General features: G+C 49.4%; 15 protein-coding genes and 1 other annotated feature. All 15 genes read left to right on the top strand.

Annotated features, from left to right (window positions below):
- The first annotated feature begins 24 nt into the window (after window positions 1-24).
- The 15 genes from Q9R36_RS03225 to pyrE all read left to right on the top strand — a co-directional run bounded on the left by Q9R36_RS03225 (window position 25) and on the right by pyrE (window position 17595).
- The gene (locus Q9R36_RS03225) at window positions 25-540 is read left to right on the top strand and encodes a DivIVA domain-containing protein (protein WP_022543700.1); all 516 of its coding nucleotides are present in this window, start codon (window positions 25-27) and stop codon (window positions 538-540) included.
- 44 nt (window positions 541-584) lie between these two features.
- Window positions 585-828 (top strand) — a binding site (T-box leader).
- 92 nt (window positions 829-920) lie between these two features.
- Window positions 921-3692, top strand: a complete 2772-nt coding sequence (ileS, locus tag Q9R36_RS03220; protein WP_311224536.1) for an isoleucine--tRNA ligase — start codon at window positions 921-923, stop codon at window positions 3690-3692.
- A 195-nt stretch (window positions 3693-3887) separates the two neighbouring features.
- The gene (locus Q9R36_RS03215; protein WP_022543701.1) at window positions 3888-4229 is read left to right on the top strand and encodes a hypothetical protein; all 342 of its coding nucleotides are present in this window, start codon (window positions 3888-3890) and stop codon (window positions 4227-4229) included.
- 99 nt (window positions 4230-4328) lie between these two features.
- The gene (lspA, locus tag Q9R36_RS03210) at window positions 4329-4817 is read left to right on the top strand and encodes a signal peptidase II (protein WP_022543702.1); all 489 of its coding nucleotides are present in this window, start codon (window positions 4329-4331) and stop codon (window positions 4815-4817) included.
- Window positions 4792-5697 (top strand): RluA family pseudouridine synthase, encoded by a 906-nt coding sequence (locus Q9R36_RS03205; protein ID WP_094767499.1) that lies wholly within the window; start codon window positions 4792-4794, stop codon window positions 5695-5697. The genes lspA and Q9R36_RS03205 overlap by 26 nt, the downstream gene beginning before the upstream one ends.
- Before the next feature lie 216 nt (window positions 5698-5913).
- Window positions 5914-6456 (top strand): bifunctional pyr operon transcriptional regulator/uracil phosphoribosyltransferase PyrR, encoded by a 543-nt coding sequence (pyrR, locus tag Q9R36_RS03200; RefSeq protein WP_009795986.1) that lies wholly within the window; start codon window positions 5914-5916, stop codon window positions 6454-6456.
- 143 nt (window positions 6457-6599) lie between these two features.
- Window positions 6600-7904, top strand: a complete 1305-nt coding sequence (locus tag Q9R36_RS03195; RefSeq protein ID WP_035403544.1) for a solute carrier family 23 protein — start codon at window positions 6600-6602, stop codon at window positions 7902-7904.
- Between the two features lie 175 nt (window positions 7905-8079).
- A complete protein-coding gene (locus Q9R36_RS03190; protein WP_035403541.1) occupies window positions 8080-9018 on the top strand; it encodes an aspartate carbamoyltransferase catalytic subunit in 939 nt (312 codons plus the stop codon).
- A complete protein-coding gene (locus Q9R36_RS03185; RefSeq protein WP_009795983.1) occupies window positions 8981-10267 on the top strand; it encodes a dihydroorotase in 1287 nt (428 codons plus the stop codon). The genes Q9R36_RS03190 and Q9R36_RS03185 overlap by 38 nt, the downstream gene beginning before the upstream one ends.
- Window positions 10264-11370 carry a carbamoyl phosphate synthase small subunit gene (locus tag Q9R36_RS03180; RefSeq protein ID WP_009795982.1) on the top strand — a complete coding sequence of 369 codons (1107 nt, stop codon included), beginning with the start codon at window positions 10264-10266 and terminating at the stop codon, window positions 11368-11370. Before Q9R36_RS03185 ends, Q9R36_RS03180 begins: the two co-directional genes overlap by 4 nt.
- The gene (gene carB, locus Q9R36_RS03175; RefSeq protein WP_311224535.1) at window positions 11349-14561 is read left to right on the top strand and encodes a carbamoyl-phosphate synthase large subunit; all 3213 of its coding nucleotides are present in this window, start codon (window positions 11349-11351) and stop codon (window positions 14559-14561) included. The genes Q9R36_RS03180 and carB overlap by 22 nt, the downstream gene beginning before the upstream one ends.
- Window positions 14558-15337 carry a dihydroorotate dehydrogenase electron transfer subunit gene (locus Q9R36_RS03170; protein WP_311224534.1) on the top strand — a complete coding sequence of 260 codons (780 nt, stop codon included), beginning with the start codon at window positions 14558-14560 and terminating at the stop codon, window positions 15335-15337. The genes carB and Q9R36_RS03170 overlap by 4 nt, the downstream gene beginning before the upstream one ends.
- Entirely contained in the window at window positions 15334-16275 is a 942-nt protein-coding gene (locus Q9R36_RS03165; RefSeq protein WP_311224533.1) for a dihydroorotate dehydrogenase, read from the top strand. Before Q9R36_RS03170 ends, Q9R36_RS03165 begins: the two co-directional genes overlap by 4 nt.
- Window positions 16247-16963 carry an orotidine-5'-phosphate decarboxylase gene (gene pyrF / locus Q9R36_RS03160; RefSeq protein WP_129611798.1) on the top strand — a complete coding sequence of 239 codons (717 nt, stop codon included), beginning with the start codon at window positions 16247-16249 and terminating at the stop codon, window positions 16961-16963. The genes Q9R36_RS03165 and pyrF overlap by 29 nt, the downstream gene beginning before the upstream one ends.
- Window positions 16960-17595 carry an orotate phosphoribosyltransferase gene (gene pyrE / locus Q9R36_RS03155; protein WP_094767494.1) on the top strand — a complete coding sequence of 212 codons (636 nt, stop codon included), beginning with the start codon at window positions 16960-16962 and terminating at the stop codon, window positions 17593-17595. Before pyrF ends, pyrE begins: the two co-directional genes overlap by 4 nt.
- Window position 17596 lies beyond the last annotated feature (1 nt).

Genomic DNA, 17596 nt, shown 5'->3' with positions numbered 1-17596 from the left:
TTAAGACTCATAGGGGGTGGCATTATGCCTTTAACACCATTAGATATACATAACAAGGAGTTCAGCAAAGGCTTCAGAGGCTATGACGAAGATGAAGTAAACGAATTTCTTGACCAGATCATCAAGGATTACGAAATACTGATCAGGGAGAAAAAGGAGCTTTCCGAAAGGCTTACAGATCTGAATGACCGGATCGGGCATTTCACCAATATTGAGGAAACGCTGAACAAATCCATCGTCGTTGCACAGGAAGCCGCTGAAGAAGTCAGGCGCAATGCACAGAAGGAAGCCAAGCTGATCATCAAGGAAGCGGAGAAGAATGCCGACCGCATTGTGAATGAATCCTTATCAAAAGCAAGGAAGATTGCCCTGGAGATCGAGGATTTGAAGAAGCAGTCAAAGGTCTTCAGAACACGGTTCAGGATGCTGATCGAAGCACAGCTGGATATGCTCAATACAGAGGACTGGGACCATCTCCTTCAGTATGAGCTCGATTCAACGGATCTGAAATCAACTGAGGAAGAAGACTCACTGGCTTGACGTAGCCTGCATGAATCGAATATAATCCATATCATAAGAAAATATTGACTGCGTTGAAAGGGACAGTACAGCATTCTATATGCTTTTAAGATTAGCGATCCAGGGACGGTGGGAGCCTGGAATAAGCAGATTGCTGGAAGATCACCCTAGAGTACCTGCCTGAACGTTCTCCGAACCAGTAAGGTGCAGGCGTTTCATCCGCGTTAAGGATGCTTTGAGCGGGCAGAATGATTCTTTTCTGTCTACAAGGGTGGTACCGCGGGAGCTATAAGCCTTCTCGTCCCTTTACCGGGATGAGAGGGCTTTTTTTGTTTTTCTCAAGTGGAAAACGCCCGGTAACGGCAAGTCAAATTACCTAAATGAAAGCAGGAGGAATTGCAGTGGAATACAAAGATACATTATTGATGCCAAAAACAGAATTTCCGATGCGCGGAAATCTCCCAAAAAGGGAGCCGGAAATCCAGGGCAAATGGGAAGAAATGAATATTTATGAAAAGGTGCAGGAGCATACGAAGGGCCGGCCGATGTTTGTTCTCCATGATGGCCCTCCATATGCTAACGGCGATATCCATATGGGCCATGCGCTGAATAAAATCCTTAAAGATTTTATTGTCCGCTACAAGTCCATGAGCGGATTCCATGCACCATATGTACCAGGCTGGGATACCCACGGCCTGCCGATTGAGCAGGCATTGACGAATAAAGGCGTTAAGAGAAAAGAAATGACAGTTGCCGAGTTCAGAAAGCTTTGCGAGGAGTATGCCTATGAACAGGTTGACAGCCAGCGTTCACAATTTAAACGCCTTGGCGTCCGCGGCGACTGGGAAAACCCTTATATCACGCTGCAGCCTCAATATGAAGCACAGCAGATCAAGGTATTTGGCGATATGGCTAAAAAAGGCTATATCTACAAAGGGAAGAAACCGGTCTACTGGTCACCTTCCAGTGAATCAGCACTTGCCGAAGCGGAGATTGAATACCAGGATAAGCGCTCTCCTTCCATTTATGTTGGCTTTAAAGTCAAAGATGGAAAAGGTGTATTGGATCAGGATGTCCAAATCGTCATCTGGACGACAACTCCTTGGACGATCCCGGCCAATCTGGGGATCAGCGTCCATCCTGACCTTAATTATGTGGTTGCAGAAGCGGGCGGCAGCAAATATCTGGTCGCAGAAGAGCTCTTGGAATCTGTGGCAGGAGAAACTGGCTGGGAAGACCCGGCTGTCGTTAAGACAGTCAAAGGAAGCGAGCTGGAAAACATCCTTGCCTCCCATCCGCTTTATGGCCGCGATTCGCTTGTCATGCTTGGCGACCATGTAACCGTTGATGCAGGTACAGGCTGTGTCCACACTGCGCCCGGCCATGGTGAAGATGACTTTTATGTTGGCCAGAAATATGGACTTGAGGTATTGTGCCCGGTCGATGATAAGGGTCTTATGACCAATGAAGCTGAAGGCTTTGAAGGCCTCTTCTATGACGAAGCCAACAAGCCGATCACCGAAGCGCTTAAAGAAAAGGGTGCATTATTGGGCCTGAAGTTCATCACTCACTCTTATCCGCATGACTGGAGAACGAAGAAGCCGGTCATTTTCAGGGCTACAGCGCAATGGTTCGCATCCATCAAGGACTTCCGCAATGAGCTCCTGGAAGCTGTTAAAGAAACGAAATGGGTGCCGGCATGGGGAGAAACACGCCTGTTCAATATGGTCCGCGACCGCGGCGACTGGTGTATTTCCCGCCAGCGTGCATGGGGCGTTCCTATCCCTGTCTTTTATGCTGAAAACGGCGACAGCATCATTACTGATGAAACAATTGATCATGTTTCTGCCCTTTTCAGGGAACACGGCTCCAATATCTGGTTCGAGAAAGAGGCCAAAGAGCTATTGCCTGAAGGGTTCACACATCCTGGCAGCCCGAATGGCAAGTTCACAAAAGAAACGGATATCATGGATGTCTGGTTTGATTCCGGCTCATCCCACCAGGCTGTCCTGGAAGAACGCGATGATCTGCAGCGTCCTGCAGACCTTTACCTTGAAGGCTCTGATCAGTACAGAGGCTGGTTCAATTCATCCCTGTCCACCTCAGTGGCAGTAACTGGAAAGGCGCCGTATAAGGGCGTTCTTAGCCACGGCTTTGCACTTGACGGCGAAGGCAGGAAAATGAGTAAATCCATCGGAAATGTTGTCGTTCCGGCGAAGGTCATGAACCAGCTTGGAGCAGATATCCTGCGTCTTTGGGTGGCATCTGTAGACTACCAGGCAGACGTAAGAGTCTCTGACCCGATCCTGAAGCAGGTTGCTGAGGTTTACCGCAAGATCAGAAACACATTCAGATTCCTGCTTGGGAACCTGGCTGACTTCAATCCTGAGAAAGATGCAGTTGTCTTTGAAAACCTCAGGGAAGTCGATCAGTTCATGCTCGTGAAGCTGAACAAGCTGGTCAAAAACGTCAAGGAAGCTTATGACCGCTATGAATTCGCAGGCATTTACCATGTGATCAATAATTTCTGTACATTGGACTTAAGTTCATTCTACCTGGATTTTGCCAAAGATGTTCTTTACATCGAGGCCGAAGATAATGCGGACCGCCGTGCGATTCAGACAGTGCTTTATGAAAGCCTTGTTGCGCTTGCAAAGCTGACTGCGCCGATTCTTTCTCATACAGCTGATGAAGTATGGTCCTTTATCCCTGCTGCGAAGGAAGAAAGTGTCCAGCTGACAGACATGCCTGAATACAAAGAGCTTCCTAATGCAGATGAACTGATGAAAAAATGGTCATCATTCATGAATTTGCGCGATGAAGTGCTTAAAGCACTTGAAGAGGCACGAAATGAAAAAGTGATCGGGAAATCCCTGGCAGCAAAGATCACTCTTTATCCAACGGCTGAAACTAGAAGCCTTCTTGACAGCATTAAAGAAGATGTGAAACAGCTGTTCATCGTTTCCGCCTTTGAAATCGGCGGAGAGTATGGCGAGGCGCCGGAAGAAGCCCTCAAGTTCGACAAAGCGGCAATTCTTGTGTCTAAAGCAGAAGGCGAAACATGCGAGCGCTGCTGGACAGTTACACCGGAAGTCGGTGCTGATTCCAGCCACCCTTCGCTTTGCCCGCGCTGTGCAAGTGTTGTAAAAAACAACTATAGCCATTTGGCATAATAACAGACCCGGCTGCCTGGTGCAGCCGGGTTTTTGATTTTTTTCCTGTCACTTAACCCCCGAAAGATTACCTTTTTTTTCGATAAATCCTTCCACCTTATCTAAACTTTGTGCTCTTTGTTAAATGTTTATCAGGTTCTGTGCGCCCAGGCCGGAGATAATAATTTTAAACAAAGAAGAACGGAGGAAGCGGCAATGGACAGCTCATTTGAAAAGCTCTATTCAGAACTCCGTGCAACTAAAGAGGAATTGCTTCAGAGACTGGAAAGCGGAAGATGCTCAGCCCTTATCCAGCCATTAATATATGATGAGTTGGCCGATATTAACCGCGCCATCGGAAAATTGGAAAAAGGGGAATACGGAAAATGTGAAATATCCGGGGAATTGATACCGGAAAATCTGCTGTCAGTCATCCCAACTATGGTAGCATTGTCAGATTATGATAAGCTTGGGGCGTTTTGCCGAAAGCCGATGGAATCAGTTTTTGAACCGTCCGCAGACACCGCTTCTTTCTTGATGATGATTATGAGAGGCTGAACCGGTCAGCAGCAGCCTTCATAGTGGATAAAAGGTGTCGTTTTCATGGAGATTATGCTAAAATGCTAAGGTAATGACTTCAAATTGGAGGTAGCCTTTGTGTTTTATTACATAATTGCCTTATTTGTTATTGCTCTGGATCAGCTGACCAAATGGCTGATTGTTAAAAATATGGAGCTTGGTGAAAGCATCCCGGTGATCGAGAATTTTCTTTATATCACATCGCACCGCAACAGGGGGGCGGCATGGGGAATTCTTGAAGGGCAAATGTGGTTTTTCTATGTTATTACAGTTGCCGTCATCATAGGTATTGTCTATTACATCAAGACCGCAGCAAAAGGGAAGCGATTGCTTGGCATCGCACTGGGATTAATGCTCGGAGGGGCGATCGGCAATTTTATCGACAGGGTTTTCCGCAAAGAAGTGGTTGATTTCGTCAACACATATATCTTTGGATATGATTTTCCTGTCTTTAATGTGGCCGATTCATCATTGGTTGTCGGGGTAATCATACTGATGATACAAATGCTCCGGGAAGAGCGGGAAGCGAAGGAGAAATCGAATGGAGAAAATGGAATACATCATTAATGAAGAAGTGGCAGGGGAAAGGCTTGATAAAGCTGTTTCACTGCTGAACGAAGAGCTGTCAAGATCACAGGCGCAGCAAATGATCAAGGATGGCCATATCCTTGTCAACGGCCAGGGAACTAAAACGAATTATAAATGCAGCACTGATGATAAGATTGAAATATCATTCCCAGAACCGGAAGAGCTTGATGTCTTACCGGAAGAGATGGACCTTGATATCTATTATGAAGATGGTGATGTCCTTGTCGTTAATAAGCCTAAGGGAATGGTCGTCCATCCTGCGCCAGGTCATGCATCAGGAACGCTGGTCAATGGCCTTATGGCACACTGCAAGGACCTTTCCGGCATCAATGGCGTCCTGCGCCCGGGAATCGTTCACCGCATCGATAAGGATACATCAGGCCTGCTGATGGTTGCCAAGAATGATATGGCCCATGAAAGCCTGGTGAATCAGCTTGTTGAAAAAACCGTGACAAGGAAGTACCAGGCAATTGTTCATGGAACCATCCCTCATGACTATGGGACGGTTGATGCTCCACTTGGAAGGGATCCTAAAGACAGGCAGAGCATGACAGTGGTGGATGGCGGAAAGCATGCGGTCACGCATTTTCATGTGATTCACCGCTACAAGGATTTTACCCATGTGGAATGCCAGCTTGAAACAGGAAGGACCCACCAGATCCGCGTTCATATGAAATATATCGGCTATCCGCTGGCAGGGGACCCGAAGTACGGGCCAAGAAAGACACTTGAAATCGGCGGACAGGCACTGCATGCAGGTGTTCTGGGCTTTGTGCATCCAAGAACCGGGGAATACATGGAATTTGAGGCTCCTCTTCCGGCATACTTCTCGGAACTCCTGGAAAAACTGGGCAAGTAGCATCTAAAAAATAATAATCGTTGACATCTGTCCTAAAATATTTTACTATAGCTTTAATGAATATGACCTTTAAGACCAGTCCTGTGAGACTGAGAAGGTATCGGATACGGAAGGGATTCCCCTTCCTGCACTAAAAGTGCAGCCAAACCTCTCGTCGTGCAGGCGGGAGGTTTTTTTATACAAGAATCGTGCAGCCTGATGCTGGAGGGTGATAACATGACACAAAAAGCAGTGGTATTAGATGAACAGGCAATCAGGAGGGCATTGACCAGGATCGCCCATGAAATCATTGAGAAGAACAAAGGGATAGATGAATGTGTGCTTGTAGGGATCAGGACCCGAGGCATCTACTTGGCAAATCGCCTGGCTGACAGGATTGAACAGATCGAGGGTAAAAGGATCCCTGTCGGGGAGTTGGATATTACACTGTACCGTGATGATCTGACAAAGAAAACGGATGACGATCAGCCGCTGGTCAAAGGCAGCGACATTCCGCAGGATATCACCAATCAAAAAGTCATCCTCATCGACGATGTACTGTATACAGGCAGGACAGTCAGAGCGGGCCTCGATGCCCTGGTAGACATCGGCAGACCGGCTGCGATTCAGCTGGCAGTCCTGGTGGACAGGGGCCATAGAGAGCTCCCGATCCGGGCAGATTATGTAGGCAAAAACATACCGACTTCCAGCTCGGAAAAAATAGTCGTTGAACTGAAGGAAGTAGATGAAACCGATCAAGTAAGCATCTTTGAAAACTGAACATCCCCCTTTTAACGCAGTCCAGAGAGGCTGGCAAAGGGGAACATGGCTGGTGTCTTTTCAGCTGTGCTCCTATGCCCTCTGTGCGAAAAAGCAAGAGGGTTTTTTTGCGGGGAAAAGACGAATACAAAGGAGACAAAGCCATGAATAAACCATTATTAGACGTAAACGAAGTACCAAAGCCATTTCAATGGATTACCTTAAGCATCCAGCATTTATTCGCCATGTTCGGCGCAACCATTCTTGTTCCTTACCTCGTCGGACTTGATCCGGCCATTGCACTCATTTCGAGCGGACTTGGAACCATTGCTTTTCTGATCATCACAAAATGGCAGGTTCCGGCATATCTTGGCTCATCCTTTGCCTTCATCGCACCGATCATCGCAGCGAAGACCGCAGGCGGGCCGGGCGCAGCCATGATCGGCAGCTTTATGGCCGGCCTGGTATACGGCATCGTGGCGCTCATCATTAAAAAAGCAGGTTATCGCTGGATCATGAAGCTGCTTCCGCCTGTTGTGGTCGGCCCGGTCATCATTGTCATCGGACTTGGTCTTGCAGGCACAGCGGTAGGAATGGCAATGAACAATGCAGACGGGGAATACAGCTTCCTGTACTTTTCCGCCGGCCTCGTCACATTGGCGGCCACGATTGTTTTCTCCATCTACTTTAAAGGGATGCTGAGCATGATCCCGATTCTTGGCGGGATCATCATCGGGTATATATACTCCGTATTTGCGGGTCTTGTAGATTTCACTCCGGTTCTCGAAGCAAAGTGGTTTGAAGCACCAAATTTCCTCATTCCATTTGCAGATTATAAAGTTGATCTGTCATCATTGAAGATCGCATTGCTGATGGTGCCTGTAGCAGTCGTCACTTTATCAGAGCATATAGGCCACCAGCTTGTTCTCAGCAAAGTTGTAGGCAGGGATTATATTAAAAACCCGGGACTTCACAGGTCGATTCTCGGGGACGGGATGGCAACCATCATTTCCGCGCTGATCGGCGGACCGCCTAAAACAACTTACGGCGAAAATATCGGCGTCCTTGCGATCACAAGGGTCTACAGTGTATATGTGCTGGCCGGTGCTGCAGTAGTTGCGACAGTGTTTGGCTTCATCGGCAAGATCACTGCGCTGATCGCTTCAATCCCGACACCTGTGATGGGCGGGGTTTCCATCCTGCTGTTCGGCATCATCGCCTCGTCCGGATTGAGAATGCTGGTTGACAGCAAGGTGGACTTTGGGGACAAACGGAATCTGGTCATCTCGTCTGTCATCCTGGTCATCGGGATCGGCGGAGCCCATGTAACTCTGGGCGGATTAAATCTGGAAGGTATGGCGCTCGCGGCAATCTGCGGTGTGGTGCTCAACCTGATCCTGCCAGGCAAACCTCAGATTGAAGAAGATATGTTTGAAGCGGAAACCGAAAAAAAAAGTAATGTTGCATAAGAAAGACACTTTTTAAAGAAGTCCAGAGAGGCTTGCAAGGGTGTTGATGTGCTGCGGGAGGAAGCTCGGCTGCTTTTTCCCGTGCAGTATGGCATGTTGACTTTTCAGCACCCTGAACCAGGTTCAGGGTGCTTTTTTTACAGCCTTGCCCGCCTCCGTTAAGGGGGAAGCAAAGATGAAAGATCTGCTCACGATGAATGAATTGAGCTTAATGGAAATCGGGGAGATTCTGAAACAGGCGCAGGAGTTTGCTGAAGGCGCAGTGTGGAGGCCGTCTTCACAGTCCTTCGTTGCCAATCTCTTCTTTGAGGCAAGCACAAGGACCAAGTGCAGCTTTGAAGTTGCTGAGAGGAGGCTTGGACTTGATGTCATCCCGTTTGAAGCAGGGACTTCAAGCGTCCAGAAGGGCGAATCGCTTTATGACACGGTGAGGACACTCGAGTCCATTGGTGTCGATGCGGTGGTCATCCGCCATCAGGAGGAAGATTACTTTAGCGCACTTTCCGGTAAGATAGGCATCCCGGTCCTGAATGCAGGTGACGGCTGCGGGCACCATCCAACCCAGTCGCTGCTGGATCTGCTGACGATCCGGCAGGAGTTCCGCCGCTTTGCCGGCTTGAAGGTGGCCATCATCGGCGACATCCTTCACAGCAGGGTGGCAAGGTCCAATGCTGAAGCACTGGCAAGGCTTGGGGCAGAGGTTGTATTCTCAGGGCCGGAAGAATGGTTCGACCCTTCCTTCCGCCATTCTGGAAGCTTTGAAGAAATCGATGAAGCGGCTGCGACTGCGGATGTGGTCATGCTCCTGAGAATACAGCATGAGAGGCATCAGGAAAGCACAGGGATGTCTGCTGCCGAGTACCACGAAAAATACGGACTGACAGAAAAGCGCGAAAGGCGGATGAAGCAGGGAAGCATCATCATGCATCCTGCCCCGGTCAACAGAGGGGTTGAAATAGCTGACAGCCTGGTGGAATGCAGCAGGTCGAGAATTTTCAAACAAATGGAAAATGGTGTATTTGTCCGCATGGCAGTGCTGAAAAGGGCACTTGAACATAAAGAGGGGAGAGGTAATCATGAAAAAGCTGATCAAAAATGGCAGATTGCTTACTGAAAACGGAGAGCTGGTACAGAAGGATATCCTGATCGAGGGCGGAAAAATTGCGAAGATCGGGGTTGAATTTGAAGGTACAGATGCTGAAGTGATAGATGCAGGAGGGCTGCTGGCAGTCCCGGGCTTGGTCGATCTTCATGTACACCTGCGGGAACCGGGGGGAGAAAAGAAAGAAACGATTGAAACAGGGACCCTGGCTGCAGCACGCGGAGGCTTTACAACAATTGCCCCAATGCCGAACACCAGGCCGGTGCCTGACACGGTGGAGCAGCTGGAATGGCTGAACAGAAGGATTGCGGAAACGGCTCATGTGCGGGTCCTTCCTTATGCTTCGATCACCGTCAGGCAGCTTGGCAGTGAGCTGACCGATTTTGAAGGGCTGAAGCAGGCCGGCGCCTTTGCTTTTACTGATGACGGCGTGGGAGTGCAGTCAGCCGGGATGATGCTTTCTGCGATGAAAAAAGCTGCTGCTGTCAGCATGCCTGTCGTTGCTCACTGCGAAGAAAATACGCTGATCAATAAAGGCTCTGTCCATGAAGGGGAATTTTCAAGAAAGCATGCAATCAATGGGATTCCATCTGTATGCGAATCTGTACATATTGCTAGAGATGTGCTCCTGGCTGAAGCGGCTGGCTGCCACTATCATGTGTGCCACATCTCTACTAAAGAGTCTGTCAGGGTTGTCAGAGACAGCAAAAGGGCAGGGATCAAGGTAACTGCCGAGGTTACGCCTCATCATCTGCTCTTATGCGAAGATGATATTCCGGGCCTTGACGCAAATTTCAAGATGAATCCGCCGCTAAGGAGCGCCAGTGACCGTGAGGCACTAATAGAAGGTCTTTTGGACGGTACGATTGATTTTATCGCAACCGATCACGCCCCGCATACCTCGGAAGAAAAAGAGGAGGGAATGGAGCTGGCCCCATTTGGGATCACAGGGCTTGAAACAGCCTTTCCGCTTCTCTACACACATCTGGTGCTAAAGGGGACCCTTACTTTAAAACAGCTGGTTGATTTCATGACAATCAAGCCTTCAGAAGCTTTCGGCCTGCCATATGGAAAGCTGGAGGAAGGTTCCCCTGCCGACCTGGTGCTGGTTAATCTGGATCATGGGCAGAACATTGATCCGCAGGAATTTGTTTCAAAAGGGAAAAACACCCCATTCTCAGGCTGGAACTGCAAAGGCTGGCCGGTCCTGACAATAGCGGGCGGAAAAACGGTATGGGCGAAGGAGAGTGTCAACGCATGAAAAAACAGCTGATTTTGGAAGACGGAACCATTTTTATCGGGGAAGGTTTTGGGAGCGATTCTGCAGCTTTCGGAGAAGTCGTATTCAACACAGGGATGACCGGATATCAGGAAATCCTCTCTGACCCTTCATACTGCAGCCAGATCGTGGTGCTGACTTACCCTCTAATCGGGAATTATGGCATCAACAGGGATGATTTTGAGAGCATTCTGCCGGCGATTCACGGATTTGTTGTTAAAGAAGCGGCTGAATACCCTTCTAACTGGAGGAACGAGCATTCTTTAGGCGCTTATCTTGAAGCGAAAGGCATTCCTGGAATAGCGGGGATCGACACTAGGAAACTGACAAGAATCATCCGGAAGCATGGAACTTTAAAAGGGAGCATATGCCCGATTGAACAGGATCCTTCCGAAGTGATTGAAAAACTGAAATCTGCTGTCCTTCCGCATGACCAGGTGAAAAGAGTATCAACGAAGACAGCCTATCCTTCCCCGGGCCGCGGGCGCAGGGTCGTACTTGTGGATTACGGCATGAAGCATGGAATTCTCAGGGAGCTGAACAAGCGCGGCTGTGATGTGATCGTGGTGCCATACCATACAACAAGCGAAGAGATCCTCAGCCTGAGCCCTGACGGGGTTATGCTTTCAAATGGGCCTGGGGACCCGAAAGATGTAGTGGAAGCCATCCCGATGATACAGGGGCTGCTCGGGAAGGTCCCATTGTTTGGAATCTGCCTCGGCCACCAGCTGTTTGCCCTTGCTTGCGGCGCTGATACTGAGAAACTGAAATTCGGCCACAGGGGGTCCAATCATCCTGTCAAAGAACTTAAAACAGGGAAAGTGGCGCTGACTTCACAAAATCATGGATACTCTGTCAACGAAGATTCTATTTACGGTACACCGCTTGAAGTGACGCATATTGCGCTTAATGACGGGACAGTCGAAGGGCTGAAACATAAGAATGTACCTGCTTTTACAGTCCAATATCATCCTGAAGCCTCTCCGGGGCCGGAAGATGCCAATAATCTTTTTGAACAATTTATGCAAATGATCGAATCTGAGAAACGGGAAGGTGCTGCAGCATGCCAAAGCGTACAGATATAAAAAGCATTCTAGTGATCGGGTCGGGGCCCATTGTCATCGGGCAGGCGGCAGAATTCGACTATGCCGGGACACAGGCCTGCATAGCGCTGAAAGAAGAAGGATACAGGGTCATCCTTGTCAACTCGAATCCGGCGACCATCATGACAGATACAGAGATTGCCGATGCCGTCTATATTGAACCCCTGACACTTGAGTTTGTCAGCAGGATCATCCGCAAAGAGCGCCCGGATGCGATCGTTCCGACCCTGGGGGGACAGACCGGCCTGAACCTGGCAGTCGAGCTTTCTAAAGCAGGCGTGCTTGAAGAGTGCGGTGTGGAAGTGCTCGGCACAAAGCTGTCGGCCATTGAAAAGGCGGAAGACCGCGATCTGTTCAGAAGCTTAATGAATGAATTGGGTGAGCCGGTCCCTGAAAGTGAAATCATCCATAATATCGATGAGGCCCTTGCATTTGCAGAGCAGATCGGCTATCCGGTGATTGTCCGTCCTGCTTTCACGCTCGGCGGAACAGGGGGCGGCATCTGCCATGATGAGGAAGAACTGCTGGAAATCACGGCGAGCGGCCTGAAGAACAGCCCTGTCACCCAGTGCCTGCTCGAGAAGAGCATAGCTGGCTTCAAAGAAATAGAATACGAGGTTATGAGAGACTCGAACGATAATGCGATCGTTGTCTGCAATATGGAGAACATCGATCCGGTAGGGGTACATACAGGAGATTCTATCGTTGTCGCTCCGAGCCAGACCTTAAGCGACCGTGAATACCAGCTGCTCCGCAATGTATCGCTGAAAATCATCCGTGCCCTGGAAATCGAGGGAGGCTGCAATGTTCAGCTCGCGCTGGATCCATACAGCTTCGACTATTACATCATTGAAGTGAATCCTCGTGTCAGCCGCTCTTCTGCGCTGGCTTCAAAAGCAACAGGCTATCCGATTGCCAAACTGGCGGCGAAGATTGCCGTTGGCCTGACGCTTGATGAGATGATGAACCCGGTCACCGGAAAAACGTATGCGTGCTTTGAGCCTGCCCTTGACTATATTGTCACCAAGATCCCGCGCTGGCCTTTTGATAAATTTGAGTCAGCCAACCGCTCTCTCGGTACACAGATGAAAGCAACAGGTGAGGTAATGGCCATCGGGCGGACTTTTGAAGAGTCACTGCTTAAGGCCATCAGGTCGCTGGAAGCCAATGTATACCATTTTGCTTTGAATAATCCTGAGGAAATCGATGATGCTCTTATGGAAAAGCGTATCCGCAAAGCAGGCGATGAGAGGCTGTTCTACATCTCTGAAGCGCTGAGGCGGGGAGTAACGATCGAAACCATCCATGAGTGGAGCGAGATCGACTTATTCTTCCTTTATAAAATGAACAAAATCGTGGCATTTGAGAAGACACTCTCTGGCAAACGGTTTGACCAGGACACAGCGAAAAAAGCAAAGGAAATGGGCTTTTCTGACCTGGTGATTGCGGGGCTGTGGGATGCCTCAGAGCAGGAGGTCTACAGCTGGAGGAAGAAAAACGGCATTGTACCGGTATATAAGATGGTTGATACCTGTGCGGCGGAGTTCGAATCAGAAACACCTTATTATTACGGAACCTATGAAGAAGAAAACGAGTCTATCGTTACAGACAGGAAAAGCATCGTCGTGCTTGGGTCCGGGCCGATCCGCATTGGTCAGGGAATTGAGTTCGACTATGCAACCGTACACTCTGTATGGGCAATTAAAGAAGCCGGCTATGAAGCAATCATCATCAACAATAATCCGGAAACTGTGTCTACAGACTTCAGCATTTCCGATAAGCTTTATTTTGAACCGCTGACGATTGAGGATGTTATGCATATCATCGATCTGGAAAAACCCGAGGGGGCAGTGGTCCAATTCGGGGGCCAGACAGCGATCAATCTTGCGGCAGAACTTGTGAAACGAGGAGTGAAAATCCTCGGGACATCACTTGAAAACCTTGACCGTGCTGAGGACAGGGACAAATTTGAAATGGCGCTGACAGACCTGGGCATTCCCCAGCCGCAGGGAAAGACAGCTTTCTCTGCAGAAGATGCGGCCGTTATTGCTGCTGAAATCGGCTACCCTGTCCTTGTCCGCCCTTCATATGTCCTTGGAGGCAGGGCAATGGAGATTGTCTATAAAGAAGAAGAGCTGCTTCATTATATGAAAAATGCGGTACGTGTGAATCCGGAACATCCTGTTCTGATCGACCGCTACCTGACAGGCAAGGAAATCGAAGTTGATGCAATTTCTGACGGAGAAAGAGTCGTCATTCCAGGCATCATGGAGCATATCGAACGGGCAGGCGTCCACTCGGGCGACTCCATCGCCGTATACCCGCCTCAAAATCTGACTGATGAAGTGAAAGCGAAACTGGCCGAATATACGGAAAAGCTGGCAAAGGGCCTCGGCATCATCGGTCTCCTGAATATCCAGTATGTAGTGGCAAAAGGAGAGGTATTTGTCCTGGAAGTGAACCCGCGGTCCAGCCGGACAGTTCCATTCCTGTCTAAAATAACCAATGTCCCGATGGCTAATATTGCAACAAAGGTAATCCTTGGGCAGTCGCTTGAAAGCCAGGGGTATGAGTCAGGCCTTGTACCTGAAAAGCAGGGCGTGTATGTAAAGGTGCCGGTGTTTTCCTTTGCTAAGCTAAGACGGGTAGACATCACGCTCGGCCCTGAGATGAAGTCGACAGGTGAAGTCATGGGGAAAGATCATACCCTTGAAAAAGCCTTATATAAAGGCCTTGTCGCATCAGGTATGAAAATCAGCAGTTACGGAAATGTCCTGATGACAGTGGCCGACAAAGATAAAGAAGAAGCGCTCGCACTTGCCAGGAGGTTTGCAGAAATCGGCTATCAGGTAATGGCGACAAGCGGTACGGCAGGCTATTTCTCTGCAGCAGGCATTCCAGTGAAAGTGGTCGGCAAAATCGGGGCAGAAGGCCCGGACCTGCTGGATGTCATCCGCAATGGAGAGGCACAGCTGGTCATCAATACGCTGACAAAAGGAAAGCAGCCGGCGCGCGACGGCTTCCGGATCCGCAGGGAATCAGTGGAAAACGGGGTCGCGTGCCTGACATCCCTGGACACAGCTGAAGCGATTCTCCAGGTAATTGAATCCATGAACTTCTCAGCAGAGGCCATGATGCCGGGCAGCCATGAGAAGAAGGCGGTCCTTCTATGATCAGGAAGGAACTCTGTACGATCGTTTCACATCAGGAAATTGCTAAAGACATTTATGAGCTCACCTTAAAAGGTGAGCTTGTCAATGAGATGGAGACTGCGGGACAGTTCGTCCATTTAAAAGTATCAAACGGATATGACCCGCTTTTAAGAAGGCCGATTTCGATTGCGGAAATCAATAAAAGCCGCCAGACCTTTACGATGATCTACAGGGCAGGAGGCAGGGGCACTATTCTGCTGGCTTCAAAGCAGTCAGGCGAAAAGGTCGATGTCCTTGGTCCGCTGGGCAATGGCTTTCCTGACAATGAAGCCCTGCCAGGCCAGACAGCCCTCCTTATAGGCGGGGGAATTGGTGTGCCGCCCTTATATGATTTGTCTCAAAGGCTGAAGGCGCGGGGCGTCAAGGCGGTACATGTGCTTGGATTTCAATCGGCTGAACAAGTGTTTTATGAAAAGGAATTTTCAGTGCTGGGAGAAACATATATTGCAACCGCGGATGGAACATACGGATCCAGGGGCTTTGTGACAGATATTATCAGCCGGGAATCGCTTGTATTTGATGTAATATATGCCTGCGGGCCGACACCAATGCTCAGGGCACTGGAAAATGCCTACCTGGACAAAAAGGTATTTTTATCGCTGGAAGAGCGGATGGGATGCGGCCTGGGTGCATGCTTTGCCTGTGTCTGCCATACGGCGGATGACCCGGAGGGCTTCAGCTATAAAAAAGTCTGCACTGACGGGCCTGTGTTCAGGGCAGGGGAGGTTGTACTATGAGTATGCTGAATGTGGAGCTGCCAGGATTAACCCTTAAAAATCCGATCATGCCTGCCTCCGGCTGCTTCGGCTTCGGAAAGGAATACAGCGGGCTGTATGATTTGAGCCTGCTGGGAGCCATTATGATAAAAGCGACCACTCTTGAGCCGAGATTCGGGAATCCGACTCCTAGGGTCGCTGAAACACCAGCTGGGATGCTGAATGCAATCGGCCTGCAAAATCCGGGGCTTGATCATGTGCTTATGGAAGAGCTTCCGAGACTGGAGCAATATGATGTTCCTATTATCGCCAATATAGCAGGCAGCACGGAAGAAGATTATATAGAAGTGGCCAGAGAGTTATCAAAGGCATCCAATGTAAAGGCTTTGGAGGTGAACATTTCCTGCCCGAACGTCAAGACGGGCGGCATAGCTTTCGGGACCATCCCCGAAATCGCAAAGAGCCTGACAAAGAAAGTAAAGGCTGCATCTGCAGTGCCTGTTTATGTAAAACTGTCCCCGAATGTCACCAATATTGTAGAAATGGCTAAAGCCGTTGAAGAAGGCGGTGCAGACGGTCTTACTATGATTAATACACTTCTTGGCATGAGGATGGATCTGAACACAGGCCGACCAATCCTTGCCAACCGGACGGGAGGCCTTTCCGGACCATCGATAAAGCCTGTGGCGTTAAGGATGATCTATGAAGTGAGCCAGCAGGTGGATCTGCCCATCATCGGAATGGGCGGAGTGGAAACAGCGGAGGATGTGATTGAGTTCTTTTATGCAGGGGCTTCAGCTGTTGCGGTCGGAACAGCCAATTTCGTCGATCCTTTTGTCTGTCCAAACATAATAGATAAGCTCCCAGAATTGCTGGAGAAGCTTGGTTTTGAGCATATTAGCGAATGTACGGGAAGGAGCTGGGGCCAGCATGAAGAATCCGCTTATCATCGCGCTTGATTTTGCTGAAAAGGAAGAAGTCTTATCCTTCCTCGGGAAATTTCCGGAAGAAAAATTATTTGTCAAAGTGGGCATGGAGCTTTTTTACCAGGAGGGACCTGACATGGTCCGGGAACTGAAGGCGGCCGGGCATGAAGTATTCCTGGATTTAAAGCTCCATGATATTCCTAATACAGTCGGCAGTGCCATGCGAAGGATTGCCGGTCTTGGATGCGATCTGGTGAATGTCCATGCAGCCGGCGGCAGCGAAATGATGAAAGCCGCCCTTGAAGGGCTGGATGAAGGGACAGCAGCCGGAAAAAAAAGGCCTCTGTGCATTGCGGTGACACAGCTCACCAGCACATCAGAGGAACAGATGCGGGCAGAGCAGCTGATCCCTGTTGCACTGAATGATTCTGTTATTCATTATGCAGGGCTTGCCAGACAGTCAGGGCTTGATGGCGTCGTCTGCTCCCCGCATGAAGCAAAGCTGCTGAACAGCCGTTTTGGGGAAGGATTCCTGACAGTGACGCCAGGCATCCGTCTGGCAGAAGAGGCGGCAGGTGATCAAAAGAGGATCAGCACACCGGGATTTGCAAGGCAGGAAGGAGTCTCGGCCATAGTAGTAGGCCGTTCCATCACAAAAGCTGCTGATCCGTATGAAGCTTATCTGTCATTTAAAAATCAATGGGAGGGCGTTTTGTCATGAATAAAACAATTGCTGAAAGATTGCTGGAAATTGGAGCGGTTACTCTGCAGCCTTCCAATCCTTTCACCTGGTCATCGGGGCTGCTGTCTCCCATCTACTGTGATAACCGCCTGACAATGTCCTATCCGGAGGTGCGCAGGGAAATAGCCGCAGGGCTTAAAGTGCTTATAGAAGAGCATTTCCCTGACGCTGAAGTTATTGCCGGAACTGCGACTGCAGGCATTCCTCATGCCGCCTGGGCAAGCGATTTGCTGGAATTGCCGATGTGCTATGTCCGTTCAAAAGCGAAAGAGCATGGAAAAGGAAAGCAGATTGAAGGAAGAGCGGAAAAAGGGCAGAAAGTAGTTGTGGTCGAAGATCTTATTTCAACTGGAGGCAGCGTCATCACAGCTGTTGATGCTCTTCGTGAAGCAGGCTGTGAAGTGCTTGGGGCTGTATCCATTTTTACATATGAGCTGAAGCAGGGCGATCAGAAGCTTGCTGAAGCAGGGATACAGTCATATTCCCTGGCCACCTTCACAGAGCTTGCGGAGACAGCAAGAGAGAAGGGCCATATCACAACTGGCGAAATGGATGCCCTTTCGGAATGGAGAGAGAATCCAGCCGAATGGGGCGCTGCTGCCAGACAATAAT

Origin of the sequence: Bacillus sp. AG4(2022), assembly GCF_031844465.1 — a bacterium.
GTDB classification, from domain to species: Bacteria; Bacillota; Bacilli; order Bacillales; family Cytobacillaceae; genus Bacillus_AB; species Bacillus_AB infantis.
This window is presented reverse-complemented; position numbering and strand designations above follow the sequence as displayed.

Bases quoted from the DNA above. Each gene is read 5' to 3' on its own strand.
- Q9R36_RS03195 (WP_035403544.1), top strand. From the start codon at position 6,600: ATGAATAAACCATTATTAGACGTAAACGAAGTACCAAAGCCATTTCAA.
- pyrF (WP_129611798.1), top strand. From the start codon at position 16,247: ATGAAGAATCCGCTTATCATCGCGCTTGATTTTGCTGAAAAGGAAGAA.
- Q9R36_RS03215 (WP_022543701.1), top strand. From the start codon at position 3,888: ATGGACAGCTCATTTGAAAAGCTCTATTCAGAACTCCGTGCAACTAAA.
- Q9R36_RS03225 (WP_022543700.1), top strand. From the start codon at position 25: ATGCCTTTAACACCATTAGATATACATAACAAGGAGTTCAGCAAAGGC.
- Q9R36_RS03185 (WP_009795983.1), top strand. From the start codon at position 8,981: ATGAAAAAGCTGATCAAAAATGGCAGATTGCTTACTGAAAACGGAGAG.
- carB (WP_311224535.1), top strand. From the start codon at position 11,349: ATGCCAAAGCGTACAGATATAAAAAGCATTCTAGTGATCGGGTCGGGG.
- Q9R36_RS03170 (WP_311224534.1), top strand. From the start codon at position 14,558: ATGATCAGGAAGGAACTCTGTACGATCGTTTCACATCAGGAAATTGCT.
- Q9R36_RS03180 (WP_009795982.1), top strand. From the start codon at position 10,264: ATGAAAAAACAGCTGATTTTGGAAGACGGAACCATTTTTATCGGGGAA.
- pyrR (WP_009795986.1), top strand. From the start codon at position 5,914: ATGACACAAAAAGCAGTGGTATTAGATGAACAGGCAATCAGGAGGGCA.
- Q9R36_RS03190 (WP_035403541.1), top strand. From the start codon at position 8,080: ATGAAAGATCTGCTCACGATGAATGAATTGAGCTTAATGGAAATCGGG.
- Q9R36_RS03165 (WP_311224533.1), top strand. From the start codon at position 15,334: ATGAGTATGCTGAATGTGGAGCTGCCAGGATTAACCCTTAAAAATCCG.
- Q9R36_RS03205 (WP_094767499.1), top strand. From the start codon at position 4,792: ATGGAGAAAATGGAATACATCATTAATGAAGAAGTGGCAGGGGAAAGG.
- pyrE (WP_094767494.1), top strand. From the start codon at position 16,960: ATGAATAAAACAATTGCTGAAAGATTGCTGGAAATTGGAGCGGTTACT.